The organism is Ruegeria sp. BI12, from assembly GCF_056537985.1.
In genome coordinates, this window is the sequence record NZ_JBQFSL010000001.1 from 2,309,051 (window position 1) to 2,332,559 (window position 23,509).

Below are 23,509 nucleotides of genomic sequence, written 5' to 3' on the forward strand. Positions count from 1 at the left end.
AGTTCCACACAACCGGCCAAGAACACCCTTTACTGAATGCAAAAACCCGGCCAATGACCGGGTTTTTCGTGTTTTTCCTGCACCGGGATCACAGCTGGGCCATGACCTCGTCCGTGGCTTCGAAATTCGTCGTCACACGCTGAACGTCATCATCGTCTTCCAGCGCGTCGACCAGTTTCATCAGCTTTTGCATATCTTCCAGACCCAGCTCGGTGGTGGTGGTGGGCTTCCAGACAAGCTTGGTCGACTCGGATTCACCCAGCGCCTCCTCCAGTGCGTTCGATACATCATTCAGATCGGTATCAGCGCACCAGATGATGTGGCCATCTTCCGAGCTTTCGACATCTTCAGCGCCCGCCTCGATAGCCGCTTCGAAAATCGCATCTGCGTCGCCTGCATCCGGCTGGTAAACCACCTCGCCCTTACGGTCGAACATGAAGCCGACCGAGCCGGTCTCACCCAGATTGCCGCCATTCTTCGAGAAGGTTGAGCGCACGGTAGACGCCGTGCGGTTGCGGTTGTCGGTCATCGTCTCGACTATGACTGCCACACCGTTCGGACCATAGCCCTCATACCGGATTTCTTCGTATTCGTCGCCTTCTCCGGCCACCGATTTCTTGATCGCACGGTCGATCACATCCTTGGGGACCGAATTCGACTTAGCTTCTTTCACAGCCAGACGCAGGCGCGGGTTCTTGTCGGGATCGGGGTCGCCCATCTTGGCAGCGACGGTGATCTCTTTCGACAGTTTGGAAAACAGTTTGGACCGCGCGGCGTCCTGACGTCCCTTGCGGTGCTGGATATTGGCCCATTTGGAGTGGCCTGCCATGTTGCGTCCTCGTCATCATGTTTGCGTATTCGGCGCTCATATAGACGTTTGCGGGGCCAAGGATCAAGAGAGCGGCTTGCGACAGTCACTTCTACAGGTATGGTGACCGCATGACGACTGACCAGATTATTCTATTTTCCCTTTTCGCCATTGTGTTTGGGATGTTGCTTTGGGGGAAGTTCCGATACGACCTCGTGGCCTTCACCGCGCTTTTGATCGGAGTTACGCTGGGGGTTGTACCAGTAGATGACGCTTTTGCCGGGTTCGGGCATCCTGCCACTATAATTGTCGCTTTGGTTTTGGTTGTCTCAGCGGGGCTTGTTCGATCAGGGGCTGTCTTTCTGATTACACGCACGCTGGTCGATGCCTCGCGCGGGCTTGGCGCGCATATCGCCCTTATGGGCGGAATCGGCGCGGTTCTCTCGGCCTTTATGAACAACGTGGCCGCGCTGGCGCTTTTAATGCCGGTCGATATTCAAACCGCGCGGAAGGCGGGGCGTTCGGTCGGGCTGACACTGATGCCGCTGAGCTTTGCCACCATTCTGGGCGGCATGGCTACGTTGATCGGAACGCCACCCAATATCATCATCGCTTCGATCCGGGCAGAGACCCTGGGCGAACCGTTTCGCATGTTCGATTTCGCCCCGGTTGGCGGTCTGGCCGCCATTGCTGGTCTTACATTCGTCGCGCTGGTCGGCTGGCGGTTGATCCCTAATCGGGGAACTCAGGAAGAGGCCTCGGAAACCCTCGCCGAGTACATCGCGGAATTGACCGTCCCGCCCGAATCCTCGCAAATCGGAAAACGTGTCAGCGAGCTTTACGAAGCCGCCGAGAAATCCGACGTGGCCATCATCGGCTTGATCCGGGACGGCAAGCGGCGATACGGCCGGTCGGCCCACGCAACGCTTAAACAGGGCGACGCGCTGGTTCTTGAAGCGCGCCCTGAGGCGCTGGACGAATTCCGCACAGCGCTGAACCTCGATTTCTCGGATACCCGTCGACAGGAATTGCTGACCGCCGAAGGGGACGGCTTGGAAGTGGTTGAAGTTGTCGTGCCATTGAACGCGCGCGCCACTGGTCGCACCGCGCAGGGCCTGGGACTGGCGTGGCGTCAGAGCACCGTTCTCATGGGGATTTCACGTCAGGGCCGCCGCATAACGGAGCAGGTACGCAAAACTGAGATTGAGGCAGGCGACATATTGCTGTTGCTCTGCCCACGCGACCGCAGCGCCGATGTAACCGAGTGGCTGGGCTGCTTGCCGCTGGCCGAACGCGGTTTGAATGTCACCGCCAACGAAAAGGCGTGGCTGGCCATTGGTCTGTTTGCCGCCGCCGTGCTGGCGGCCAGCGTCGGGTTGATCTACCTGCCCATCGCCCTGGGGCTGGTCGTCGTCGCTTATGTGCTGACCAAGATCATGCCGATTGCAGATATCTATAATCATATCGAATGGCCTGTTGTCGTGCTGCTGGGCTCGATGATCCCGCTCGGCAGCGCCTTGGAGACTTCTGGCGGTACGGAACTTATCGCCAACGCGTTGATACAATTGACCAATGGGTTGCCTGCCTGGGCCATTCTGACTGTGCTTATGGTGGTCACCATGACCCTATCGGACGTACTGAACAATACGGCCACCGCCATTGTTGCGGCTCCGGTCGGCATCCAGATGGCCCGCACGCTTGAGGTTTCACCCGACCCGTTCCTGATGACTGTTGCCGTTGCTGCCTCAGCCGCGTTCCTGACGCCAATCGGGCATAAAAACAATACGCTGGTGCTGGGGCCCGGAGGGTATCAGTTTGGCGATTATTGGCGCATGGGGTTGCCGCTGGAAATCCTGATCATCGCCGTTTCCATTCCCGCCATCCTTGTCTTCTGGCCTCTTTGACGGATAAGAGCCATTCATGAAACGATTTCTGATCCTGCAACTGCGCCCGGAAACCGATGCTTCGGATGCCGAATATGCCTCGATCCTGGACAAAACCGGGCTGAAATCCGAGCAAACCCATCGAATTCGTCTGGATTGCGAGGACTTGCCTACGGATCTGGATGTCACGGACTATGCCGGGGTGATCGTCGGCGGTGGACCGGGATGCGTCAGTGACGATCCAGCAACCAAATCGGAAACCGATGCACGCACCGAGGCGGCCATCATGGGATTGATGCCGCAGGTCATCGCACAGGATCATCCGTTTATGGGGTGCTGCTATGGGCTGGGCATATTGGCCGCCCATCTTGGCGGTGAGGTCAGCAAAGAAAGATATGGCGAACCGGTAGGACCTTCGACCTGCCACCTGACCGAAGACGGGGCGCAAGACCCGCTGACGGCGGGACTGACCGGAACATTCGACGCCTTCGTCGGCCACAAAGAAGCCGTGCAGACACTGCCCGACGGATGCGTTCATCTACTGGCCTCGGAACCGTGTCCGTTTCAGATGATCCGCTGGGGACAGAACGTTTACGCCACGCAGTTTCACCCGGAAGCCGACGCGCGTGATTTCGAACAGCGCATCAACATCTACAAGAACCACGGTTATTTCCCGCCCGAGGACGCCCAGCGCCTGATCGATATCTGCCATGCTGCGGATGTTACACAACCGGCCGAAATCCTCCGCAGGTTCGCGGAACGCTACGGATGACCTAACGGCGTTATTGCCTGATCCGCAACCGCTCGCTTAGGGTGGCCCGAACGGCTTTGGGAGGAGTTGTTCTTGGATCTTCTAATAAATGTCGGCCTGCCACTGTCGCTGGCCATTATCATGCTGTCTTTGGGCGTCGGGCTAGAGGTTGCAGATTTCCGCCGCGTCTTTAGCCGACGCTATCCATTTGCCATCGGCGCGTTGTGTCAGGTGGTACTGCTGCCGGTCGCGGCTTTTGTCACGGTCACACTTTTTGCGTTGCCACCCGAGATCGCTGTCGGCTTCATGATCCTCAGCTTTTGTCCCGGCGGCGTGACCAGCAACATCCTGTCGAAACTGGCAAAGGGTGATGTTGCCCTATCGGTCAGCCTGACTGCCGTCATAAGCCTGCTGTCGATGGTGACCGTGCCCTTTCTTGCCGCTTGGTCAGTGAACTATTTCATGGGCGATGCCGCACCCGAGGTTTCCATTACGGGATTGGCCATTGCGATGTTCCTGATCACTACGTTGCCCGTGGCGCTTGGCGTCACACTGCGCAGCTTTGCAACTGACTTTGCGAAGCGGCTTGAGCCTGTGCTGTCCAAGATAGCAACTGTCCTGTTCATGCTGATCGTTCTGGCGGCGCTGGCTGGAAACTGGCAACTTTTTGTAGATAACCTTGGAGTTATGGGCGCGGGTTTGATCTCATTGAACATCGCATTGTTGCTAATCGGTTTGGGGCTGGCGCGCGCAGCAAACCTGACGTGGGACGAAAGCAAGACGGTCTCCATCGAAACCGGAATACAAAACTCGACACTTGGGATTACACTGGCTGCATTGATCACGGCGACGGAAAGCGGGTTCAGCCCGTTGGCCCTGCCCTCGGCTGTGTACGGAATAACGATGTATGTTGTGGCCTTGCCCTTCATCCTTTGGTTCCGCAGCCGCTGAAAGGATAAGACATGACGAATAACTCTGCCGATGCCATCGTCGTGGGGGCTGGGCTGGCCGGGTTGGCCGCCGCAGCTGAACTGGGCGACCGGGGCAAAAAGGTGATCGTGGTTGATCAAGAACCCGCGCATTTCCTGGGCGGTCAGGCGTTCTGGAGCCTTGGTGGGCTCTTTATGGTCGACACGCCGGAACAGCGGCGCATGGGGATCAAAGACAGCTATGATCTGGCACTGCGCGACTGGATGGGCAGCGCGCAGTTCGACCGCGACGAAGACGCATGGCCTCGCAAATGGGCCGAGGCCTATGTGGAATTTGCCGCCGGCGAGATGCGCCCTTGGCTGCATGATATGGGTTTACGTTGGTTCCCAATTGTAGGTTGGGCCGAGCGCGGTGGATCGTACGCGGATGGACACGGAAACTCTGTGCCCCGCTTTCATATCACTTGGGGAACAGGACCGGGTGTTCTGGAACATTTCAAACGCCGCGTTCGCGAACATGTCAGCAACGGATTGATCGAGCTGAAATTCCGCCATCAGGTCAGTCACATCATCATGCAGAACGGCGCGGCAAAGGGAGTGTCAGGCGAGGTTCTGGCCGACGACACCGCACCCCACGGCACCAAGACCAACCGCGATGAAGTCGGAGAGTTCGAGTTTTACGCCCCTGCCGTCATAGTCACCTCTGGAGGTATCGGAGGCAACTTTGAAATGGTGCGCAAAAACTGGCCACGCGATCGTCTGGGCGAGCCGCCAAAAGACATGGTCGCTGGCGTGCCATTCCACGTCGATGGACGCATGATCGGTATCAGCGAAAAGGCTGGCGGTCATGTCATCAACGGCGACCGGATGTGGCATTATACCGAGGGCGTTCGTAACTGGAATCCGATCTGGCCATCGCACGGCATTCGCATTCTGCCCGGCCCAAGCTCGATGTGGTTCGACGCCGAAGGCAACCGGTTGAAACCGCCATGCCTGCCGGGTTTTGATACGCTGGGGACGTTGAAGGAAATCCTGAAGACCGGCCATGAATACAGCTGGTTCGTTCTGACCCAGAAGGTGATCAAAAAGGAATTCGCCCTATCCGGGTCCGAACAGAACCCCGACATGACCGACGGCGGTTGGAAAGAGGTTCTGTTCCAACGTATCCTGACAGGCTCCAAGGCCACTGCGCCGGTTGAAGCGTTCAAGGAACATGGCGAGGACTTCATTGTCGCCAACACCCTCACCGAGCTGGTGAACGGCATGAACCATCTGGGTGGCGGACTGATTGATGAGGCGCACCTGCGCGCTCAGATCGAGGCACGCGATTCCCAGATCGACAACCCGTTCACCAAGGATGCGCAGATGGCCGCCATTCTGGCCGCGCGAAATTATCGTGGCGACAAATTGATCCGGACTGCCAAGCCACACAAGTTCCTCGACCCGGCCAATGGCCCGCTGATTGCAGTTAAACTGCACGTGCTGACACGCAAAACGCTGGGTGGGCTGCAGACCAATTTGGATAGCCAGATGGTTGGCGAAGACGGTCAGGTCATTCCTGGCCTGTTTGCAGCCGGAGAGGTCGCGGGTTTCGGCGGCGGTGGCTATCACGGCTACAACGCGCTTGAAGGTTCGTTCCTGGGCGGCTGCATCTTCTCGGGCCGCAATGCAGGGCGGTCAAGGGCCGTCGCGTGACGCCCCGTTAGGCTCTACTGTTCCCGGGCAAACTGCACGACGGATTGCCCGGCGCTGTCCAACAACACCAGCGTATCCCCTTTGAAGGCATAGGCCGTAACACCCTGCAATGCCTTGAAGAACTGCCGCTCCACCTCATCCAGAGGCGGTGGGCAGGCCATTAAAGTTGCCGCCATGTTGTCCGGGAATTCGATAGTGTTGCCCGCGATCTGCGCCTGGCCGGAAAACCGGTTGCATCCACCGCTGCCAGAAAACGCACCATCATTTGCGAATGAAAGCGCCGGGCGCCTTTCAGTTTCAAGTGCTGCGCCATTCAGGCCGGTTGCGGTCCAATTGGTGTTTTCCAGCATTTCTGCCCCCGGCGGTTGCACTTTGACAAGCATCAGATCAGTCGTGTTCCCGGCCCCATTCGTCAAAACCGGATAAGCGGTATCGGTTGTGAACAACAGCTTGTCGCCCAGGAAAATCGATCCCCGCACCACATAACGCATCCCTTCTTGAATTAGGGCGTCGTCATAGATCAACTCGAATTGCGCCGGCACTCCGGTCAAAGCGTATCGCTTGGCAGACAGGGTCACCGACGGTGCGTCCGCGCGCGAGACGTCCTGCAATTGAACATATAACGTGGCATCTGGTGGAACGGCGATGCGTTCGCGATATGCGGCTGTACCTTCTATCGTTCCGCCAATGGCCGCGCTGCTCAGCATGGCTGATGTGGCCGCAACCGTAAGCGCAGTGTATCCGGTCTTGAGCATTGGTGTGCTCCTTTTCGCAAAATCACGTATTCAAAACATTGTATGAGGTTTTGATTTTACAAGGACTTCGCCGGAAAACCAGCGGTTCTGCGCCGACGTCAAAGTGGCCAGATCAATGGGATCAGCAGCGAAGCCAGCAGCCCCACAGTCAGGTTCAGCGGCACGCCAACTTTCAGAAAATCTGTGAACCTGTATCCACCGGGACCGTAAACCATCATATTTGTCTGATATCCGATCGGGGTCGCGAAAGAGGCCGAAGCCGCCACCATGACGGCCACCACCAGAGGACGCGGGTCGATCCCCACCGCCTGTGCCAACCCGATAGCAATCGGCGTCACCACAACCGCCACAGCGTTATTCGACACAAGTTCTGTCAGCACGGAGGTCAGCAGATAAACCGCCCAGATAATCAAGAATGGCGGCAAGGCGCCAAGACCCGGCGCCACGGCCTCGACAATCAAGGACACTGCACCGGATTTATCTAACGCTGCGCCTATGGCCAGCATTGCAAAGATCAGGGCCAGCAGTCGTCCTTCGACAAATGAAAACGCCTCATCCGCGTCGATGCAGCGGGTGATCAAAACAACAGCAACAGCCAGAATGGACAACAGCAGGATCGGCGCGACACCCAGTGCGGCCAGCACAACGATCCCCACTAGCGACCCAATGGCAATCGGCGCATGGCTGCGGCGGAACGCGCGGGCCGAAGGCTGGGTCACATCGACCATATCCATGTCAGCCGCCAGCTTCTGAATATCGGCCGGCGAGCCCTCCAGCAGCAGCGTGTCACCGACCCGAACGACCAGATCATCCAACTGACGACCGATATTCTGGTTCCGCCGATGCACCGCCAGAACGTAAACGCCGTAACGACGACGTAGACGCATCGTGCCCAGTGTTCGCCCGACCATGCGGCAGCCGGGGGTAATCAGCACTTCGACCGTTTTGGTTTCGACCGCCGAGACCTGGTCTACACGCTTGAGCTCCTTGTTGGTCTGCAAGCTCAGCAATTCCGTCATCTCGGTTCGAAGAACCACGCGGTCGCCGACTTTCAGGGCGACGCCTTTGAGGTTGCGACGCAGCGACTCGTCTCCGCGCACGACATCGATCAACCGCACGCCTTGACGCTTGAACAGCTGCACCCCCGTCACTTCGCGCCCGATCAGGTTGCTGTCAGGGGGGATCACGGCCTCAGTAAAGAACTTCATCTTCGACCGGTCGCTGAGCATGGATGCCATGCTGTCGCGATCAGGCAGCAGCCGCGGCGCGACAAAGCGCAGGTAGAACATGCCGTAAATCACTAGCGCAATGCCCAGAGGCGTCACCTCGAAGATCGTAAACGGTGTCATCCCCTGCGCCCGCGAAACACCATCCACCAACAAGTTGGTCGAGGTCCCGATGAGGGTCAGTGTACCGCCAAGAATAGCTGCATAGCTAAGCGGGATAAGCAGTTTCGACGCCTGCACGTTCAGTGTGCGCGCGATCTGAATGAACACAGGGATCATGACGACCACAACCGGTGTATTTGAAACCACAGCCGAGGCCAAAACGACAAAGGCCATCAACGTCGCGATGGCCGCCTTGGGATTCACCTGTGCCTGTTTCTGTGCAATCGAAGTGAAGGCGTCCAATGCTCCGGTACGTACCAAGGCCCCCATGATGATAAACATCGCCGCAATCGTCCATGGTGCAGGGTTTGACAGGACAGCCAGGGCACTTTGATAGGGTAAAATGCCGGTCACCAACATCACGGCGACACCACCGATAGCGACAACTTCAGTCGGATAAACCTCGCGCAGGAACATGATGAACATGCCTGCAACGACCAACAGCGCCAATATCGCGCTTCCCATTTCTGTCAGCTGAAGGAATTGCATTCTTGGTATTCTGTCCGAACCCTGGCCTGGCTTACGCGCCCGTCAGGCAGTTTCACGCATTGCGCGCGACAGAGCAAGCCTGACGTGCCCTTATTGCGGTCCGGCCTGCTGCAAACGTCCGCCAACGCGTACCATTTGAACAGATTTAGCCTGCCCGTCGCGATCATCGGTTTCAACAAACACACCGCTTAGCGTGGCCTCGCCATTGGCCGGAGTGAACCGGGCCTTTGGCATACCAGTGATAAAGCGGCGCATCGGCTCCAGCTTGTCCATCCCGATGACCGAGTCATAGTCACCGCACATGCCCGCATCCGTCAGATAGGCCGTACCACCTGGCAGTACCTGTGCGTCCGCGGTCGGTACGTGCGTGTGCGTGCCCACCACAAGGCTGGCGCGTTTGTCGCAATAGTGCCCCATGGCCATTTTTTCGGACGTCGCTTCACAGTGCATATCAACGATGATCGCCTGCGCCTGCCCACCACGCGGGTGCGATTTCAGGATTGGTTCAATCGCCGAGAACGGATCATCAAAGGGGCGTTTCATGAAGACCTGCCCCAACACCTGAACAACCAGAACCTTGCGCCCACCCGGCGCGGTGTACAACCGATGCCCCCTGCCCGGCGCGCCCTTGGCAAAGTTCACCGGGCGCACAATACGGGGTTCACTTTCGATGAATTGCAGCATGTCTTTCTGATCGAACGCGTGGTCGCCAAGCGTCAGGCAATCGGCCCCGGCGTTCAGCAACAGCTTTGCGTGATCCCCGGTCAGACCCATCCCGTTCGAGGCGTTTTCGCCATTCACCACGACAAAATCCAGACGCCATTCGTCGCGCAAGCGCGGTAAATGTTGCTGAATGGCATCGCGCCCGGCGCGGCCCATGACGTCACCCAGAAAAAGTATTCTCATCCTTAACGTCCTAAGTGTGGTATCCGACAAGCACAAGTGGTTAAGCTGCCGCCACGCATTGTGAAAACGCCTTGGACAGGAGACGTTAATGACCCGTTACATTATTCCCGCAGCCCTGCTTGCGCCCCTCGCCGCCTGCGAGCAGGCCCCGGATCAGCCAGTTGGACTTGCCAACCCGGCCGCGACCTTCTGCATAGAGCAGGGCGGACAATATGAGATACAAGATGGTGAGAATGGTCAGACCGGGATTTGCACGCTGCCCGATGGATCGAAACAGGATGCTTGGGAATACTTCCGTGCCGAAAACATGGGTTAGGTTTCGAAAGTCAGAACGCGACTTTCGGTGATAACCATATCCAGCGGCTGATCCGTGGGTTCCAGCGGAAGCCCTTCGGCCTCTTGCGCGTCAAAGGCAAACCCGATGGCCAGAGTGGGTCGCTTGGCGCGCAACCCTTCAAGCGTGCGGTCATAAAAACCTCCACCATAACCCAGCCGGCCACCCTGCGCGTCAAAGGCCACCAGCGGCACGATCAGGATCTCGGGGTCGAAATAATCTTCAACCTCAGGCACTTTGGCCCCGAAAGGGCCATCTTTCAGTACGCCCTCGGGTGTCCAGCGCGAAAATCGTAGCGGCTGCCCGGCTGCCTGAATGACTGGCACACCAACCGGGCCATAAGCGGACGCCTCGGCCATGGCCGGCAGCGGGTCGATTTCAGTGCGGATCGGCATATACCCCGACGTAGGTACGCCGCGATGGCCCGCCAGCACTTCAGACAATCGCCCGGCTGCTCCCGGCAAACGCATATTGAACGCCATTTTGCGGCGCGCAAAAGCCGCCTTGCGCGCGGCAGCCTTGATTTCAGTCAGATCGGTCACAGAAGCACCACGCTGGCAAGCCCAAGAAAGATGAAGAATCCCATGACATCCGTTGTGGTCGTCACAAAAGTTCCCGACGCCAGCGCCGGGTCAACACCCAGACGGTCCAGCACAACCGGTACTACCGTACCTGCGAAGCCAGCGATCACCATATTCACGACCAAGGCCGAGCCGATCACGACACCCAGCAAAGGTGAATCAAACCACATCATACCGACAGTGCCCAGAACGATCGCAAAACACAGACCGTTGAGCATACCCACAAGCAACTCTCGTCGGATCACGCGCATGACGTTCGCGTTGGTCAGGTCGCGAGTCGCCAGCGCCCGCACGGCAACCGTCAGCGACTGCGTACCGGCGTTGCCCCCCATCGATGCCACGATCGGCATCAGGATGGCCAATGCAACCAGCTGATCAATCGCGGCTTCAAACTGGGAAATCACCAGCGAGGCACAGATCGCCGTGCACAGGTTCACCGCAAGCCAGGGTAGACGACGCTTGCTGGTGGCGGCGACACTATCGGACAGAGAGCTCTCTTCACCCACACCAGCCAGACGCAGGATGTCCTCTTCGTGTTCTTCATCCAGAACGACCATCGCATCGTCGATGGTGATCACACCAACCAGACGTCCATCGGCATCGACCACAGGCGCAGAAATCAGGTGGTACTGATTAAATGCATAAGCGACATCCTCTTCATCCTGATCGACCGGGATCGTATGGAATTCCTCTTCGGCGATATCTTGAAGCGTCACCTCGCGACGCGTCGCCATCAGCTTGCCCAGTGTGACTTGAGCCACCGGCTTGAGCCGTGGATCCACCAGAACCACATGATAGAACTGCTCCGGCAGGTCATCATTGGCGCGCATGAAGTCGATGGCCTGCCCCACCGTCCAATGATCGGGCGCCATGACAACTTCGCGCTGCATAAGGCGACCGGCCGAATTTTCGGGGTAGGACAAAGCCTGTTCCGCGGCGTGACGCTCGGGTTCTTCCAGGGCATCAAGGATGGCCTCTTGCTGCGGTTCTTCGAGGTCCTCTAGCAGATCGACAACATCGTCGCTTTCCATGTCCCGCACGGCTTCGGCCAAAACGTCGGGGCGCAGGATACCAATCACCTCTTCGCGCAGCGCTTCGTCCAGTTCGGAGAGGATGTCGCCGTCGAACTCTTTGTCGTACAGACGGATCAGGTGAACGCGCTCATGGGGGCTGATCTGCTCCAGGAGGTCAGCGATGTCTGCCGCATGGAGAGGATCCATAAGCTCGATCAGCTTGTCGCGATCGTCTACCTCGACCGCATACAAGATGTCAGCCACAGTCTTGCGGTCCAGCGCATAAACATCGTCGTCACTCGTGGACTCGGTTACGGGTTCATCAAAGCCTGTGGTCATGTTGCCCCCGTGTGTTCGCGCATTGACACCTAATTAGAAGAAGCAGCTACCGGAAAACAATGACAATGCGCCGATTTACCGGCAAGTTTCGTCCCCTTATGCTGTTTCGTAGTCCCACACAGGCGGAGATAAACAGAAATGGCGCACAAAACGCTGCTGAAAGGGCGTGTCCTGAGCTTCAACGGATCACCATTCGAAGGTGAACCGACAGAGGCCGTGACCATCAGCGAAGCGGTCCTGATCGAAGACGGCCGCATTTCCGCAGTTGGCGATGCCGACAGCCTGCTCGCCGCGCAACCGGAGGCCGAGGTTGTAAACCACGGCCAGCACGTGATCATGGCTGGCTTTGTGGATGCGCATGTCCACTACCCGCAGACCGCCATGATTGCCAGTTGGGGCAAACGCCTGATCGACTGGCTGAACACATATACCTTCCCCGAAGAAATGAAGTTCGGGAATCCCGAATACGCAGCCGAAATCGCCAACCGATATCTCGATTTGACGGCTTCGCACGGCACGACAACGATGTGCAGTTTCTGCACGATCCACCCCGAAAGTGTCGATGCGTTCTTCACGGCTGCACACCAACGCGGGCAACGAGTGGTGGCGGGTAAAACCTGCATGGACCGCAATGCGCCCGAAGGGCTGCGGGACACACCGCAAATGGCCTATGACCAGTCGCAGGCTTTGCTGGAGAAATGGCATGGGGTCGACCGGATCTCATACGCCATCACACCGCGGTTCTCGCCAACATCAACGCCCGAGCAGCTTGAAGCGATGGGCGCGCTGTGGGCTGAACACCCCCATTGTCTAATGCAGACGCACCTGAGCGAGCAGACAGACGAAATCGCGTGGGTGCGTGAACTGTTTCCCGACGCACGGGACTATCTTGATACCTATGAAAAGTTCGGACTGCTGGGGTCGCATGGCGTTTATGGCCATGTCATCCACCTGGAAGCGCGTGAACGCGATCGGCTGCGCGAAGTTGACGCCTCACTGATTCATTGCCCAACGTCGAACACCTTTATCGGATCCGGCCTGTTCGACATGGACGGGTTGATGCGCGAAGGTCACCGGGTTGGACTTGCAACTGATACCGGTGGCGGGTCCAGCTTTTCGATGCTGCACACTATGGCGTCGGCCTATGAAATCGGGCAGCTTCGCGGCTCACCCCTGCACGCGGCACAACTGCTGTGGCTGGGCACGGTTGGCTCGGCCCGCACGCTGAGAATGGATGATCGCATCGGCAACGTGGCGCCGGGAATGGAGGCTGATCTGGTTGTTCTCGACCTAGCGTCCACCTCAGCCATCGCCCAGCGCGAGGCTTGCGCCGATGACCTGTGGGAGGCCATTTTCCCAACCATCATGATGGGCGACGACCGGGCCATTGCCGAAGTATGGATCGCCGGTCGCCGCGTCACGTCCTAGGCTTGCAAAGCGCGAGCCAGCTGGGTCTGCCGTTCGATCACGCGCGGCAGGTCAAACGTCGTGACATGCCCGTCGCGCACAATCTGGCGGCCTTCGACAAACAGATGCTTCACCTTCATTGGCCCGGCCAGCAGCAATGCGGCCGGGTCCCAACTGCCCGCGCTTTCGATCCCGCGCGTGTCCCATACGGCAATGTCGGCGCGCTTACCGGGCTCAAGCCGACCGCAATCGGGGCGGTTCAGCACATCTGCGCCGCCACGCGTGGCAATCTCCAACGCTTCGCGCGACGACATTGCATCTGCGCCATTGGCAACGCGCTGCAGCAGCATGGCCTGTCGGGCTTCGAGGATCAGACTGCCGTTGTCATTGCTGGCCGAACCGTCTGCGCCCAGACCCACCGGAACCCCATGATCACGCATGGCCCGCACTGGTGCGATACCCGACCCCAATCGACAATTGGAGCAAGGACAATGGGCTACACCCGTTTGGGTTCTGGCAAACAGATCAATCTCGGCCCCGTCCAGCTTCACACAATGCGCATGCCAGACGTCTGATCCGGTCCACCCCAGGTCTTCGGCATATTGACCGGGACGGCACCCGAACTGCGCCTGCGAATACGCGATATCCTCGTCATTTTCTGCCAGATGAGTGTGCAACATCACGCCTTTGTCGCGCGCAAGGATTGCCGTGTCGCGCATCAGGTCACGGCTGACCGAAAACGGAGAACACGGCGCTAACCCAACCCGGCACATCGCCCCTTCGGATGGGTCGTGAAACGCGTCGACCACACGGATCATGTCGTCAAGGATCGCCGATTCGACTTCGACCAAGGTATCAGGCGGCAATCCTCCGTCGCTTTCACCAATACTCATCGCGCCACGGGTCGGATGGAACCGCAGGCCAATTTCAGCGGCAGCGGCAATCGTGTCGTCCAGACGCGCGCCATTGGGATACAGGTATAAGTGATCAGAGCTAAGCGTGCATCCAGACAGTGCCAATTCCGCCAGACCGATCTGAGCCGACACGAACATCTCTTCAGGGCCGAATCTGGACCAGATCGGATAGAGTGTCTGCAACCAGCCGAACAACAACGCATCCTGCCCTCCTGGCACGGCCCGCGTCAGGGTTTGGTACAAATGGTGATGGGTGTTCACGAGGCCGGGGGTCACAACACAACCCGCGACATCGTGGATCTCTCCGTCTGTATGCAGATTGTGGCCGATCTGCTTGATCTGACCTCCAGAAGTTAGAATGTCCGCGCCCGACAGTTCTTGCCGCGCGTCATCCATCGTCAGTATGGTATCTGCATTTTTGATAAGGATTTCAGTCAATTCGCCCTCCTGCATTAGCCCGTCTCATGCAAGGAGTGCAAAGGCTGGCGGAAAACGGGCACAAGAACCAGCCGCGTAGAACCTACCCGACCGACCAAATCGCGGCAACCAGTTTCAGTAGTTGCGCAGGATTTCCAATGCAGCGGCGTGCAGTTCAGGGTTGGCGGCCGCCAGAGCTCGCCCACCATTATGGGCCGGAGCGCCCTGCCAGTCGGTCACTACGCCGCCTGCCGCCTCGATCACTGCGATGGGGGCCTGAATGTCATACGCATTCAGGCCGGATTCGATCACCAAGTCGACCTGCCCTGCCGCCACCAGTGCATAGGCATAGCAATCCATACCATAGCGTGTAAGCTTTGCTTGTTTGGCCACGGCTTCGAACCCAGCGCGATCCTCGGGTGCCCCGACCTCTGGGAATGTGGTGAACACAACCGCCTGATCCAAATTGGATGTCGAACGTGTTTTTAACCGTGCCAGTCCGGTTGGGCCGCTGACCTGCGCGACATCCGCCGAACCCACAAACCGTTCACCGATATATGGCTGGTCAATGACCCCCATGATCGGGCCATCAGACGTGCTGAGGGCAATCAGAACGCCCCAGGTAGGAGTCCCGCTGATAAACCCCCGCGTACCGTCGATGGGATCCAGTACCCAGGTCCGGCCGCTGGAGCCGTCTTCGCGACCAAACTCCTCGCCGAATATGCCGTCTTCAGGCCGATGTTGCGCCAGAACTTTACGCATCGCCTTTTCCGCGTCGCGGTCGGCAATGGTGACAGGGTCAAACCCATCAGCGAGTTTGTTCGTGGTGCCAAGATTAGTTTGCCTGAAATACGGAAGAATGGCCGCACGTGCTGCGTCGGCCATTTCTTCGGCAACTTCCAGATCGCTTAGCGAGGTCTCTTGCATGCGTAACCCGTGGGGTGAGCGCGGTGCCGAGTCAACCCACTAATTTATGCGACGTCGCTGAGAACCCGAGCCAGTTCGAACAGGCGGCGGCGCTGGTTTTCGGGAATCGCATAGTAAGACCGCACGAGGTCCAGTGCTTCCTTGTCCCCCATCAGGTCCGCAGGAACCGACTTTTTGCCAGAGGTTTCTTTTTCGGCCTCTTCCAGGCCTTCAAAGAAAAAGCTGACGGGAACGTCCAATGCCTCGGCAATGTCCCATAGGCGAGACGCGCTGATCCGGTTGGCCCCAGTTTCATACTTTTGAATTTGTTGAAACTTAATACCAACTTGCTGCGCCAGCTGCTGCTGGGTCATGCCAATCAGCCAGCGGCGATGCCGGACGCGCTTGCCCACATGGACATCGACGTGATGGGTCATTGGTATTCTCCTCTTTTACACACAACTACCTGGGGCGCGCGTTGCTTTTCATCGCAACACTAGCGAGTCGCACTTAACCACTCCCTAATTTGGAACATACCCCCAAAACAGCACCATAGCGCAATATTGACGCATTTGGGTATTTTTTCAAGAAGGTTGAATCTGTTTCGGCCCACAAAGATTTAGGGTTGTGTGTTTTTAACGCTTCGATATTTCCTGCACTCGTTGCCGGGCATCTAAACGCAACGGAAACGACCGGAGAAATGATTGACAAATCCGCGCTGAAGAGAATCTATGCCAAAAAAAGCACGGAGCGCGATCATGCAGGCATTTACGATCCCATCCCACGGAGCGACTGCCCAACTGGCTGATATCGACCTTCCCGAACCCGGCACCGGGCAAGTGCGCATCGCGATCAAGGCCTGCGGACTGAACTTTGCAGACCTGCTGATGCAGAAGGGCACTTATCAGGACACGCCCGAAGCGCCCTTCACGCTGGGTATGGAGGTCGCGGGCGTTATCGACAAGCTGGGGTCAGGCGTCACGCGCCTGAATGTCGGTGACCGCGTGGCCGTGTATTCCGGTCAGGGTGGACTGGCCGAATACGGCGTATTCGATGCGAACCGTGCAATGCCCCTACCTGACGCGATCAGCTTTGAAAATGCCGCGGCCATTCAGATCGCATATGGCACTAGCCACATCGCCCTTGATCATCGGGCGCGACTGCAGCCGGGTGAAACCCTTTTAGTTACCGGAGCTGCAGGTGGGGTCGGGCTTACAGCCGTTGAAATCGGTAAGTTGATGGGCGCGACGGTGATTGCCCATGCGCGTGGCCGGGAAAAGCTGGAAGTGGCGCGCGCGGCAGGCGCAGACCATCTTATCGACGCATCCGAGGATCTTCGTACTCGCGTCAAGGAACTTGGCGGCGCCGACGTTGTCTATGACGCGATTGGAGGCGACGTCTTCAAGGCCGCCTTCCGCGCAACCAACCCTGAAGGCCGCCTGTTGCCGATCGGATTTGCGGGTGGCGACGTGCCTCAGATTCCGGCCAATCACCTGCTGGTAAAAAACCTTACGGTGATAGGGTTTTACATCGGCGGATATCTGAGATTCCGGCCTCAGATCGTACAGGACAGCTTTGACACGCTGTTCGGCTGGCTCGCCGAAGGGCGGATCAAACCGCATATCAGCCACATACTTCCTTTGACCGAAGCCGAAATGGGTATGCAACTACTGCGCGATCGGGTTGCAACGGGGAAAGTGGTGGTGACGCCCTGACAGGCGCTTACCCTACAACCGCCTTGAGAGGCGCACTGCCCAACATTCGGAAATTCTGACGGACCAGAGCGGCCAGCGCTTCGACAACGGCACCGCGCCCGGCCTCTCCACCGTACAAATTGATTACGTGCGCTGGCAGTTCCGGCAGCGCGCCGCCGGTATCAATCTGTTCAAGATGTGCCGGCTCAGTCCCGTCCAACATGGCGTGGACTGCCAGATCCGCGCTGACCGTGGCCTCAATTGTTCGGTCGTTTTCCGTCTCGACCGACAACTCCCAAGAGATACCTTCCGCGTCGAGGGCTGAGATCATCTGTGGTCGGAACGCACATCTCCGCCCAACGGCCAACGGAATCGGGCTCTTGCGCCACGCTGACCCGCCCGGTGCTCCAATCCACCGCAATGGCAACTCAGCGACGATCTCAGCTCCATCACTGGCTGATGCCTCTGTGGTCAAAATCAGATCGCATTCTCCGCGTTTGAACATTTCTTTCAATTGAAGCGAATACGACGAAATCAGTTGAACCCGAACCCGTGGAAATTCGGCGTTGAAACGTTGCAAAACCCTCGGAATGGCCGGGTAGACGATGTCGTGCGGAACGCCCAGAACAACCTCGCCCTCATAGGCTTGATCAGTGAGTTTCGAAATCACTTCATCATTCAACGCGATCATGCGCCGGGCGTAGGCCAATAGTTGTTCGCCAGACGCAGTCAGGGCAATTGTGCGGCCACTGCGGTCCAACAACTCAAGACCCAGCAGCTCTTCCAATCGCTTCAACTGCATAGAAACCGCGGATTGCGTCAGATGCAGAAATCCGGCCGCGCGTGTCACGCCACCCTGGTCGGCAACGGCAACGAAGGATCTGAGCGTGGTGATATCCAGATTTCGCATGTTCACGATTCCTTATGCTTCACTTCAAAAATATTCATTTTCAAAATGTGACATATTGCGCCATATAAATCAAGGAAGCTGATGGAACGATAAGAAACCATCGACAATCAGAGAAAGGACAATAAACATGACCCAAATTGCAATCAAACAGCACTGCAAACCGCAGCGTCGCTTTTTGTTGTCCTCGCTTCAGGATGTCTTCTCTCTTCTGCGCCAGCGTCAAACGCTTGCCAAACTTGATGATCGCGCTCTGGAAGACATCGGCATCACCCGCGAACAAGCCGAAGCGGAGGCTTCGCGATCCATTTGGGATGCGCCTGATTTCTGGCAAAAGTGACTTGAATTCACACCTTTCCTCGATGAATGGCAGCGCGAAACGTCGGGCTGCCATTTTTGTTGCGTGTTTTAGCCAGTTTCCGGCGTTAAACCCTTGAAACGCAGCCCGCACTTGCCGATATTTGCGGGGAACGCGGCCGTTATCATGGCCACGACAAGAAATATGCGAAGGGAGACCCTTAATGGCACAATTTGACACGATCCGGACGGCGACCGGTGCGCGCGCTGCCCAGATTGACGAGGGCCTGCGCGCCCATATGAACAAAGTCTACGGCACCATGTCCGTCGGCATGCTGATTACTTTCATGGCAGCCTGGGCCATTTCCGGCCTTGCCACGACAACCGACCCGTCGGCAGCAGCCGGGCAAATCACCTCGGGCACCTATCTGACGTCGCTGGGCGCCGCGATCTATACCTCGCCTCTGCGCTGGGTGATCATGTTTGCGCCGCTTGCGTTCATCTTTGGCTTTAGCGCCGGCATCAACCGCCTTTCCGCTGCGGCGGCGCAGTTGGTGTTCTACGCTTTTGCGGCCGTCATGGGCTTGTCGATCAGCTGGATTTTCATTGCCTTTACCGGCATGTCGATCATTCAGGTATTCCTAATCACCTCGATCGCCTTCGCAGGGCTGTCCTTGTATGGCTACGTGACCAAAAAAGACCTGTCCGGAATGGGCACATTCCTGATCATGGGTCTGATTGGCCTAATCGTGGCGATGGTTGTGAACATCTTCCTGCAATCACCCGCAATGATGTATGCCATCTCGGTGATCGGCGTTTTGATCTTTGCTGGCCTGACCGCCTATGACACCCAGAAGATCAAAACAACCTACCTGCAAATGGCCCACTCGGGCGACCAGGAATGGTTGGGTAAAGCCGCAATTATGGGCGCGCTGAGCCTGTATCTGGACTTTATCAACATGTTCATGTTCCTGCTGCAATTGTTCGGCAACCGCGAATAAGACAAGCCGGAATTCGGATTGAAAGGCGAGCCCGATTGGCTCGCCTTTTTTATTTGCCTCACTTTATCGTATCATGCCCAGAGTAACGAGCGGGCTTAGGAGCCCAAAAACAAAGAAACCTTCACCGACATGGTGAAGGTTTCTTTACTAGTAACTTGTGGTTGGATTAGCTGCAGTTCAGAGCGATCGCGAATCCCGAGCTACGCGACGAAGATCCCTTGCGGTATACTTCACCCGCTGGCAAGCATCCCGTAAACTGTTCAGTGTTTTGACCAAAGGCAGCGCCGATGTCGTTGTCCACGCGAGTGCTGTTATTTTCCGTCCGAAGCACACCAAACAAGGTTCCGTTCACGCTGACGGTGCTCAGGTACATGTTCATGTCCGAACCGGTCAATACAACTGAGTTGCCATCACTGCGTCCGCCATTGTCGATCGCGACTCGGGCTACTTTCTCCGCTTCGGTCTGATCAGTCACGACCGGTATGGCTGGCAACAAAGCCAACTCGGCCGGAACGTTCGTGGCGACAGGAAGAAACGAGACTGCACCCGGAACATCCGAGAGGGTCCGGGGTTCTCCGTCTATGCCCGTGAAGCCAACGCCCGAGCGGTTATAGGGGTCTTCACATGCCGCTAAGGCGAAAACGGCAATTGTGGATAACAAGATTTTTTTCATGGCGACCAACATTTTGGAACGATTTGCTGAAGCGTATGGTCAAGGTGTCCCAAAAAGCAACCCGCCGCCCTGTCGAATGGCCGTTGCGCTGATGCGCCACTGCAACGGCCAATTCCTGATCCCCGGCAATTCACCCAGCCGCAGGCACAAAGAAAAAGGGTTCCGCATCAGCGAAACCCTTTTGTATTCTGTCCAAGTTGGACGGCAGATTACTTAATCTTGCCTTCCTTGTACTCGACATGTTTCCGAGCGACCGGATCGTATTTACGAACGATCATTTTCTCGGTCATGGTGCGAGCATTTTTCTTGGTCACGTAGAAGTGGCCCGTGCCCGCGGTCGAGTTCAGACGGATCTTGATTGTCGTCGGCTTCGCCATGGTTATCTCCTGCGTCCGAAAAGGCAGGGGCCTTTCGGTTGAATTCCTATGAGCGTGCGCTTTTACGCCTTGCACGGCTCGTGTCAAGGGCAATCAGGCACATGTCCTCCGGTTTGGGGATCAGGCTTAGGTCGAAAGGGTTGGCGCACCCATATACGTGTGTATCTGGTCGCGCTCGGCATCGGATAATCCCAGCGCCGTGGCCAGCTGCACGAGGTAAGATGCCTCGCGCTGATTATCCAGACGAATCGCCGCCAGAGACGTCGCATAGACCTGCATTTTCAGTGGCGCACCGGAATCAGCAGCCAATCCGATCACATCAATCGGGCTGTTCAACTGATCCTGAACAAAGGCGCGTTCTTCGTCGCTGATATCGTCACCCAACTCGCCCAAGATAGTCTCCTTCTCTTGCGCGTCCAGCTCTCCGTCCGCTTTGGCTGCCTGGATCATCGCGCGCAGCATCAGCTTGGCCTGCTCCTCCATCGCGGCACCGCCCGGCGTGCCTTTGAACACCGTTTCCATCATGTCGACGGTCTGCTGGCTGCCTGTCTTTGCGGCCCCCTGCATGGCATTCATCAGGCCGCCAAGGCCAGCGGCACCGGCTGGGTTGGCCATGCCAAGCTTTCCAATCATCTCTTGCAGCCCACCGGCACCACCTGGCATCCCGAACTGTTCTGCCATCTTGCCCAATTGATCCATACCAAAGCCGCCTCCAGCTCCTTGCATCATATCCTGCAGACCGGCCATCCCGCCCATTTGCTTGTACTTTTCCATGCCTTTTGCTGCAGCAAATCCAACTGCAACCGACGCCAATGCCTTCATGAAGCTCATAACAATCCTCCCAGTATTCAAAATACGTTTCCGCTATATAGCAGATACCTGTGACTCAATAATCCGCTGATAAAGCAGATGCTCCGACGCTAGCGCGAATCCGATCAACTGAGGCGTCGCTTCACCGAGTGAACGCGAAACAGGCGTATTCCCGCACAAACTCAGGCCTAATTTGTCAGAAATTCGAATTTGTGATAGTTAACGCGCCATCAACAATCCAAAGAAGCCAATTTCTGGCTCGTTCTTCGAGGCACCATGAACAGGCAAGCAACCGTGCAAGCAGGCTTTGCACGATTGATATTGTTTAGGGGGCATCATGACTGAATGGACCATTAAGGGCGAAGAACTGGCCAATTGTAACTGCAACTTCGGTTGTCCTTGCCAGTTCAGTGTTCTTCCCACGCATGGCAATTGCGAAGCGGTCGTCGTGTTCGACATCGAAAGCGGCCACTATGGGGACACCGATCTGGCCGGTGTAAGGGCGGCTGGTGTTTACTATTGGCCGGGCCCGATCCATGAGGGCAACGGTCAAATGCAACTGATCATAGATGAAAACGCCAGCGCCGATCAGCGCGCGGCACTGCAGGCCATCATGACCGGGGAAGATACCGATGAAATGGCGACGATGTGGTATGTATACAGCGCTATGGCCCCGACCAAATACGAAACACTCTTTGTGCCCATTGAGCTGAACTGGGATCGCGACGAACGCACGGGATTTGCCAATGCGGCAGGCATCTTTGATGTCGAGGTCAGCCCTATTCCGCATATCGTATCGGGCGCGGCGCACCGGGCGTCTATTCAGTTGCCAAACGGGTTCGAATACCGGCACGCCGAAGCTGCCTCGGGCTCTGCCAAAACGCATGGCGGTGAAATCAGCGTGACCTTCGACGCAACGCACGCTCATTTGGCCCACCTGAACATTTCGGGCCACGGTGTCCTGGGCGCCTGATCCGGGGTTCATCATGACATCCAATCCCACACCGCCCCGCACTGGGGCGGTCGAGCGGCTTTTGCGGCGTGAGCGGGTCATCGTGTTGTCCGGCGTATCGCTGATCATTTTGGTTTCGGCCTGGTATACCATCGCCGGGATCGGCATGAGCATGACCGCTACCGAGATGACGCGGATGGCGGGTCCGATCGGAGAGCCCATGCAAATGGGCGTAGCGCCCGTTTGGGACCTGCAATACGCAACGCTGATCTTTCTGATGTGGTGGGTCATGATGATTGCGATGATGACCCCCAGCGCCGCCCCGGCGGTCCTGCTGTATTCAGCGATAAAACGCGCGGGGCCCGAACGGGACAAGGCAGCGCAGTTCAGCTTTTACTTTCTGACGGGTTATCTGATCGCCTGGGCTTTTTTCAGCGTGGCCGCGACGGGACTACAATGGGGCCTCGAAAGTGTTGGGTTGTCTGACGGTCCAATGATGACAATTCGGTCCAAAACATTCGCCGGTTGCGTCCTTATCATGGCAGGCGCGTACCAGTTGTCGGACCTCAAGACCGCCTGTCTGCGGCATTGTCAAAGCCCTGCCCGGTTCATTGCCGATCATCACCGACCCGGAGCGTTTGGCGCGTTCCGAACCGGCGCGCTGCATGGGCTGTACTGCCTTGGCTGTTGCTGGGCCTTGATGGCGCTGCTGTTCGTCGGCGGGATCATGAACCTGTACTGGATTGCCGGAATTGCGGTCTACGTCGCATTGGAAAAGCTGCTGCCGGGTGCACGATGGTTGCCCACACTGACCGGTCTTGGGCTGATCGCAGTGGGTTTCTGGATCGTCCTGGACGCCCTTATGAGCATTTTTTAAATCCCGTTTTCAGGCCGCGGAACAGGCCAATTTCAGCGTTCCAAACCATTGAAACAAGGAGAAGACTTATGCCTATTTTCATAACTTACGCGACCTACTCGCAGGATGGCGTCAAAGGAATGCTGAAGAAGCCTGCAGACCGCACGGCGGCCGTCCGGGCGTTGCTGAAAAAAGTCGGCGGCAAGCTTTTGGCTTTTTACATGACGACCGGCGAAAATGACGTGGTGGTCGTAAGTGAAGTTCCGGATGGCACTGACGCAGTAGCAATTGGAATGGCCGTTGCGGCCTCGGGTGCAGTATCAAACGTTGAAACAGTACGCGCCTGGAAGGCGAAGGACTTTGCCGCCATTACCAAGAAGGCCGCCAAGCTGACCGGGGCTTACACGCCGCCCGGTAAGTGAACAGA

The 23,509-nt window shown here is 57.3% G+C and carries 26 protein-coding genes; 12 read left to right on the forward strand and 14 right to left on the reverse strand.

Annotated elements, in window-relative coordinates; all coding sequences use genetic code 11:
* Positions 1 to 88: 88 nt before the first annotated feature.
* The gene (locus ACR0AK_RS11655; RefSeq protein ID WP_170558738.1) at positions 89 to 829 is read right to left on the reverse strand and encodes a YebC/PmpR family DNA-binding transcriptional regulator; all 741 of its coding nucleotides are present in this window, start codon (positions 827 to 829) and stop codon (positions 89 to 91) included.
* Between the two features lie 110 nt (positions 830 to 939).
* Here ACR0AK_RS11655 and ACR0AK_RS11660 point away from each other — a divergent pair, with 110 nt between their 5' ends.
* The 4 genes from ACR0AK_RS11660 to ACR0AK_RS11675 all read left to right on the forward strand — a co-directional run bounded on the left by ACR0AK_RS11660 (position 940) and on the right by ACR0AK_RS11675 (position 6,066).
* On the forward strand, positions 940 to 2,712 hold the full coding sequence (locus ACR0AK_RS11660; protein ID WP_480793412.1) for an SLC13 family permease: 1,773 nt from the start codon (positions 940 to 942) through the stop codon (positions 2,710 to 2,712).
* A 16-nt stretch (positions 2,713 to 2,728) separates the two neighbouring features.
* Positions 2,729 to 3,463, forward strand: a complete 735-nt coding sequence (locus ACR0AK_RS11665) for a glutamine amidotransferase (RefSeq protein WP_480793413.1) — start codon at positions 2,729 to 2,731, stop codon at positions 3,461 to 3,463.
* A 72-nt stretch (positions 3,464 to 3,535) separates the two neighbouring features.
* On the forward strand, positions 3,536 to 4,393 hold the full coding sequence (locus ACR0AK_RS11670; protein WP_170558743.1) for a bile acid:sodium symporter family protein: 858 nt from the start codon (positions 3,536 to 3,538) through the stop codon (positions 4,391 to 4,393).
* Positions 4,394 to 4,404: 11 nt separating this feature from the next.
* Entirely contained in the window at positions 4,405 to 6,066 is a 1,662-nt protein-coding gene (locus tag ACR0AK_RS11675; RefSeq protein WP_170558745.1) for an FAD-binding dehydrogenase, read from the forward strand.
* A gap of 14 nt (positions 6,067 to 6,080) precedes the next feature.
* Here ACR0AK_RS11675 and ACR0AK_RS11680 read toward each other — a convergent pair whose 3' ends face one another.
* From ACR0AK_RS11680 to ACR0AK_RS11690, 3 genes are all read right to left on the reverse strand, one after another.
* On the reverse strand, positions 6,081 to 6,821 hold the full coding sequence (locus tag ACR0AK_RS11680) for a YbaY family lipoprotein (RefSeq protein WP_480793414.1): 741 nt from the start codon (positions 6,819 to 6,821) through the stop codon (positions 6,081 to 6,083).
* A 98-nt stretch (positions 6,822 to 6,919) separates the two neighbouring features.
* Positions 6,920 to 8,698, reverse strand: coding sequence for an SLC13 family permease (locus tag ACR0AK_RS11685; protein WP_170558749.1), 1,779 nt, complete (start codon positions 8,696 to 8,698; stop codon positions 6,920 to 6,922).
* 90 nt (positions 8,699 to 8,788) lie between these two features.
* On the reverse strand, positions 8,789 to 9,604 hold the full coding sequence (locus tag ACR0AK_RS11690; protein ID WP_480793415.1) for a TIGR00282 family metallophosphoesterase: 816 nt from the start codon (positions 9,602 to 9,604) through the stop codon (positions 8,789 to 8,791).
* Positions 9,605 to 9,692: 88 nt separating this feature from the next.
* On the opposite strand from ACR0AK_RS11690, the gene ACR0AK_RS11695 reads away from it, so the two are divergent.
* Complete coding sequence (locus ACR0AK_RS11695) at positions 9,693 to 9,920, forward strand: putative hemolysin (RefSeq protein WP_480793416.1); 228 nt, start codon at positions 9,693 to 9,695, stop codon at positions 9,918 to 9,920.
* On the opposite strand, the gene ACR0AK_RS11700 is transcribed toward ACR0AK_RS11695, so the two are convergent.
* Both ACR0AK_RS11700 and mgtE read right to left on the reverse strand, forming a co-directional pair.
* Positions 9,917 to 10,480, reverse strand: a complete 564-nt coding sequence (locus ACR0AK_RS11700; protein ID WP_480793417.1) for a 5-formyltetrahydrofolate cyclo-ligase — start codon at positions 10,478 to 10,480, stop codon at positions 9,917 to 9,919. The two genes, ACR0AK_RS11695 and ACR0AK_RS11700, sit on opposite strands and share 4 nt — an antisense overlap.
* The gene (gene mgtE, locus ACR0AK_RS11705; RefSeq protein ID WP_170558757.1) at positions 10,477 to 11,871 is read right to left on the reverse strand and encodes a magnesium transporter; all 1,395 of its coding nucleotides are present in this window, start codon (positions 11,869 to 11,871) and stop codon (positions 10,477 to 10,479) included. The genes ACR0AK_RS11700 and mgtE overlap by 4 nt, the downstream gene beginning before the upstream one ends.
* 138 nt (positions 11,872 to 12,009) lie before the next feature.
* Here mgtE and guaD point away from each other — a divergent pair, with 138 nt between their 5' ends.
* Entirely contained in the window at positions 12,010 to 13,299 is a 1,290-nt protein-coding gene (gene guaD, locus ACR0AK_RS11710; RefSeq protein ID WP_480793418.1) for a guanine deaminase, read from the forward strand.
* Here the strand turns inward: guaD and ACR0AK_RS11715 are convergent.
* From ACR0AK_RS11715 to ACR0AK_RS11725, 3 genes are all read right to left on the reverse strand, one after another.
* Positions 13,296 to 14,630 (reverse strand): 8-oxoguanine deaminase, encoded by a 1,335-nt coding sequence (locus ACR0AK_RS11715; protein ID WP_480793419.1) that lies wholly within the window; start codon positions 14,628 to 14,630, stop codon positions 13,296 to 13,298. The genes guaD and ACR0AK_RS11715 overlap by 4 nt on opposite strands.
* A 114-nt stretch (positions 14,631 to 14,744) precedes the next feature.
* The gene (gene hisN, locus ACR0AK_RS11720; RefSeq protein ID WP_480793420.1) at positions 14,745 to 15,536 is read right to left on the reverse strand and encodes a histidinol-phosphatase; all 792 of its coding nucleotides are present in this window, start codon (positions 15,534 to 15,536) and stop codon (positions 14,745 to 14,747) included.
* Between the two features lie 44 nt (positions 15,537 to 15,580).
* Positions 15,581 to 15,952: a helix-turn-helix domain-containing protein gene (locus ACR0AK_RS11725; RefSeq protein ID WP_058275630.1), complete on the reverse strand. Its 372-nt coding sequence runs from the start codon at positions 15,950 to 15,952 to the stop codon at positions 15,581 to 15,583.
* Between the two features lie 321 nt (positions 15,953 to 16,273).
* Here ACR0AK_RS11725 and ACR0AK_RS11730 point away from each other — a divergent pair, with 321 nt between their 5' ends.
* Positions 16,274 to 17,230, forward strand: a complete 957-nt coding sequence (locus tag ACR0AK_RS11730) for an NADPH:quinone oxidoreductase family protein (protein WP_480793665.1) — start codon at positions 16,274 to 16,276, stop codon at positions 17,228 to 17,230.
* A 7-nt stretch (positions 17,231 to 17,237) separates the two neighbouring features.
* Here the strand turns inward: ACR0AK_RS11730 and ACR0AK_RS11735 are convergent, their stop codons facing one another.
* Both ACR0AK_RS11735 and ACR0AK_RS11740 read right to left on the reverse strand, forming a co-directional pair.
* On the reverse strand, positions 17,238 to 18,119 hold the full coding sequence (locus ACR0AK_RS11735) for a LysR family transcriptional regulator (RefSeq protein WP_170558765.1): 882 nt from the start codon (positions 18,117 to 18,119) through the stop codon (positions 17,238 to 17,240).
* 40 nt (positions 18,120 to 18,159) lie between these two features.
* Positions 18,160 to 18,510 (reverse strand): hypothetical protein, encoded by a 351-nt coding sequence (locus tag ACR0AK_RS11740; protein ID WP_480793421.1) that lies wholly within the window; start codon positions 18,508 to 18,510, stop codon positions 18,160 to 18,162.
* 127 nt (positions 18,511 to 18,637) lie between these two features.
* Between ACR0AK_RS11740 and ACR0AK_RS11745 the strand changes: the two genes are divergently transcribed.
* Positions 18,638 to 19,414, forward strand: coding sequence for a Bax inhibitor-1/YccA family protein (locus ACR0AK_RS11745; protein WP_170558767.1), 777 nt, complete (start codon positions 18,638 to 18,640; stop codon positions 19,412 to 19,414).
* Positions 19,415 to 19,580: 166 nt separating this feature from the next.
* Here ACR0AK_RS11745 and ACR0AK_RS11750 read toward each other — a convergent pair whose 3' ends face one another.
* Positions 19,581 to 20,087, reverse strand: a complete 507-nt coding sequence (locus ACR0AK_RS11750; protein ID WP_170558769.1) for a hypothetical protein — start codon at positions 20,085 to 20,087, stop codon at positions 19,581 to 19,583.
* Between ACR0AK_RS11750 and ACR0AK_RS11755 the strand changes: the two genes are divergently transcribed.
* A complete protein-coding gene (locus ACR0AK_RS11755) occupies positions 20,086 to 20,304 on the forward strand; it encodes a hypothetical protein (protein WP_170558771.1) in 219 nt (72 codons plus the stop codon). The two genes, ACR0AK_RS11750 and ACR0AK_RS11755, sit on opposite strands and share 2 nt — an antisense overlap.
* Here the strand turns inward: ACR0AK_RS11755 and rpmG are convergent.
* Both rpmG and ACR0AK_RS11765 read right to left on the reverse strand, forming a co-directional pair.
* On the reverse strand, positions 20,297 to 20,464 hold the full coding sequence (rpmG, locus tag ACR0AK_RS11760; protein ID WP_058275626.1) for a 50S ribosomal protein L33: 168 nt from the start codon (positions 20,462 to 20,464) through the stop codon (positions 20,297 to 20,299). The two genes, ACR0AK_RS11755 and rpmG, sit on opposite strands and share 8 nt — an antisense overlap.
* A gap of 126 nt (positions 20,465 to 20,590) precedes the next feature.
* Positions 20,591 to 21,295 carry a DUF533 domain-containing protein gene (locus ACR0AK_RS11765; RefSeq protein WP_480793422.1) on the reverse strand — a complete coding sequence of 235 codons (705 nt, stop codon included), beginning with the start codon at positions 21,293 to 21,295 and terminating at the stop codon, positions 20,591 to 20,593.
* A 316-nt stretch (positions 21,296 to 21,611) separates the two neighbouring features.
* On the opposite strand from ACR0AK_RS11765, the gene ACR0AK_RS11770 reads away from it, so the two are divergent.
* The 3 genes from ACR0AK_RS11770 (at position 21,612) to ACR0AK_RS11780 (ending at position 23,504) form a co-directional block, all read left to right on the forward strand.
* Positions 21,612 to 22,247: a DUF1326 domain-containing protein gene (locus ACR0AK_RS11770; RefSeq protein WP_480793423.1), complete on the forward strand. Its 636-nt coding sequence runs from the start codon at positions 21,612 to 21,614 to the stop codon at positions 22,245 to 22,247.
* Positions 22,248 to 22,260: 13 nt separating this feature from the next.
* Positions 22,261 to 23,103, forward strand: a complete 843-nt coding sequence (locus tag ACR0AK_RS11775) for a DUF2182 domain-containing protein (RefSeq protein WP_480793424.1) — start codon at positions 22,261 to 22,263, stop codon at positions 23,101 to 23,103.
* A 68-nt stretch (positions 23,104 to 23,171) separates the two neighbouring features.
* Positions 23,172 to 23,504 (forward strand): GYD domain-containing protein, encoded by a 333-nt coding sequence (locus ACR0AK_RS11780; protein WP_058275623.1) that lies wholly within the window; start codon positions 23,172 to 23,174, stop codon positions 23,502 to 23,504.
* Positions 23,505 to 23,509 lie beyond the last annotated feature (5 nt).

Bases quoted from the DNA above. Each gene is read 5' to 3' on its own strand.
- ACR0AK_RS11675 (WP_170558745.1), top strand. From the start codon at position 4,405: ATGACGAATAACTCTGCCGATGCCATCGTCGTGGGGGCTGGGCTGGCC.
- ACR0AK_RS11755 (WP_170558771.1), top strand. From the start codon at position 20,086: ATGGCGACCAACATTTTGGAACGATTTGCTGAAGCGTATGGTCAAGGT.
- ACR0AK_RS11685 (WP_170558749.1), bottom strand. From the start codon at position 8,698: ATGCAATTCCTTCAGCTGACAGAAATGGGAAGCGCGATATTGGCGCTG.
- ACR0AK_RS11725 (WP_058275630.1), bottom strand. From the start codon at position 15,952: ATGACCCATCACGTCGATGTCCATGTGGGCAAGCGCGTCCGGCATCGC.
- ACR0AK_RS11735 (WP_170558765.1), bottom strand. From the start codon at position 18,119: ATGCGAAATCTGGATATCACCACGCTCAGATCCTTCGTTGCCGTTGCC.
- rpmG (WP_058275626.1), bottom strand. From the start codon at position 20,464: ATGGCGAAGCCGACGACAATCAAGATCCGTCTGAACTCGACCGCGGGC.
- ACR0AK_RS11765 (WP_480793422.1), bottom strand. From the start codon at position 21,295: ATGAGCTTCATGAAGGCATTGGCGTCGGTTGCAGTTGGATTTGCTGCA.
- mgtE (WP_170558757.1), bottom strand. From the start codon at position 11,871: ATGACCACAGGCTTTGATGAACCCGTAACCGAGTCCACGAGTGACGAC.
- hisN (WP_480793420.1), bottom strand. From the start codon at position 15,536: ATGCAAGAGACCTCGCTAAGCGATCTGGAAGTTGCCGAAGAAATGGCC.
- ACR0AK_RS11780 (WP_058275623.1), top strand. From the start codon at position 23,172: ATGCCTATTTTCATAACTTACGCGACCTACTCGCAGGATGGCGTCAAA.
- ACR0AK_RS11730 (WP_480793665.1), top strand. From the start codon at position 16,274: ATGCAGGCATTTACGATCCCATCCCACGGAGCGACTGCCCAACTGGCT.
- ACR0AK_RS11690 (WP_480793415.1), bottom strand. From the start codon at position 9,604: ATGAGAATACTTTTTCTGGGTGACGTCATGGGCCGCGCCGGGCGCGAT.
- ACR0AK_RS11740 (WP_480793421.1), bottom strand. From the start codon at position 18,510: ATGGCAGCCCGACGTTTCGCGCTGCCATTCATCGAGGAAAGGTGTGAA.
- guaD (WP_480793418.1), top strand. From the start codon at position 12,010: ATGGCGCACAAAACGCTGCTGAAAGGGCGTGTCCTGAGCTTCAACGGA.
- ACR0AK_RS11655 (WP_170558738.1), bottom strand. From the start codon at position 829: ATGGCAGGCCACTCCAAATGGGCCAATATCCAGCACCGCAAGGGACGT.
- ACR0AK_RS11770 (WP_480793423.1), top strand. From the start codon at position 21,612: ATGACTGAATGGACCATTAAGGGCGAAGAACTGGCCAATTGTAACTGC.
- ACR0AK_RS11680 (WP_480793414.1), bottom strand. From the start codon at position 6,821: ATGCTCAAGACCGGATACACTGCGCTTACGGTTGCGGCCACATCAGCC.
- ACR0AK_RS11660 (WP_480793412.1), top strand. From the start codon at position 940: ATGACGACTGACCAGATTATTCTATTTTCCCTTTTCGCCATTGTGTTT.
- ACR0AK_RS11750 (WP_170558769.1), bottom strand. From the start codon at position 20,087: ATGAAAAAAATCTTGTTATCCACAATTGCCGTTTTCGCCTTAGCGGCA.
- ACR0AK_RS11695 (WP_480793416.1), top strand. From the start codon at position 9,693: ATGACCCGTTACATTATTCCCGCAGCCCTGCTTGCGCCCCTCGCCGCC.
- ACR0AK_RS11775 (WP_480793424.1), top strand. From the start codon at position 22,261: ATGACATCCAATCCCACACCGCCCCGCACTGGGGCGGTCGAGCGGCTT.
- ACR0AK_RS11665 (WP_480793413.1), top strand. From the start codon at position 2,729: ATGAAACGATTTCTGATCCTGCAACTGCGCCCGGAAACCGATGCTTCG.
- ACR0AK_RS11745 (WP_170558767.1), top strand. From the start codon at position 18,638: ATGGCACAATTTGACACGATCCGGACGGCGACCGGTGCGCGCGCTGCC.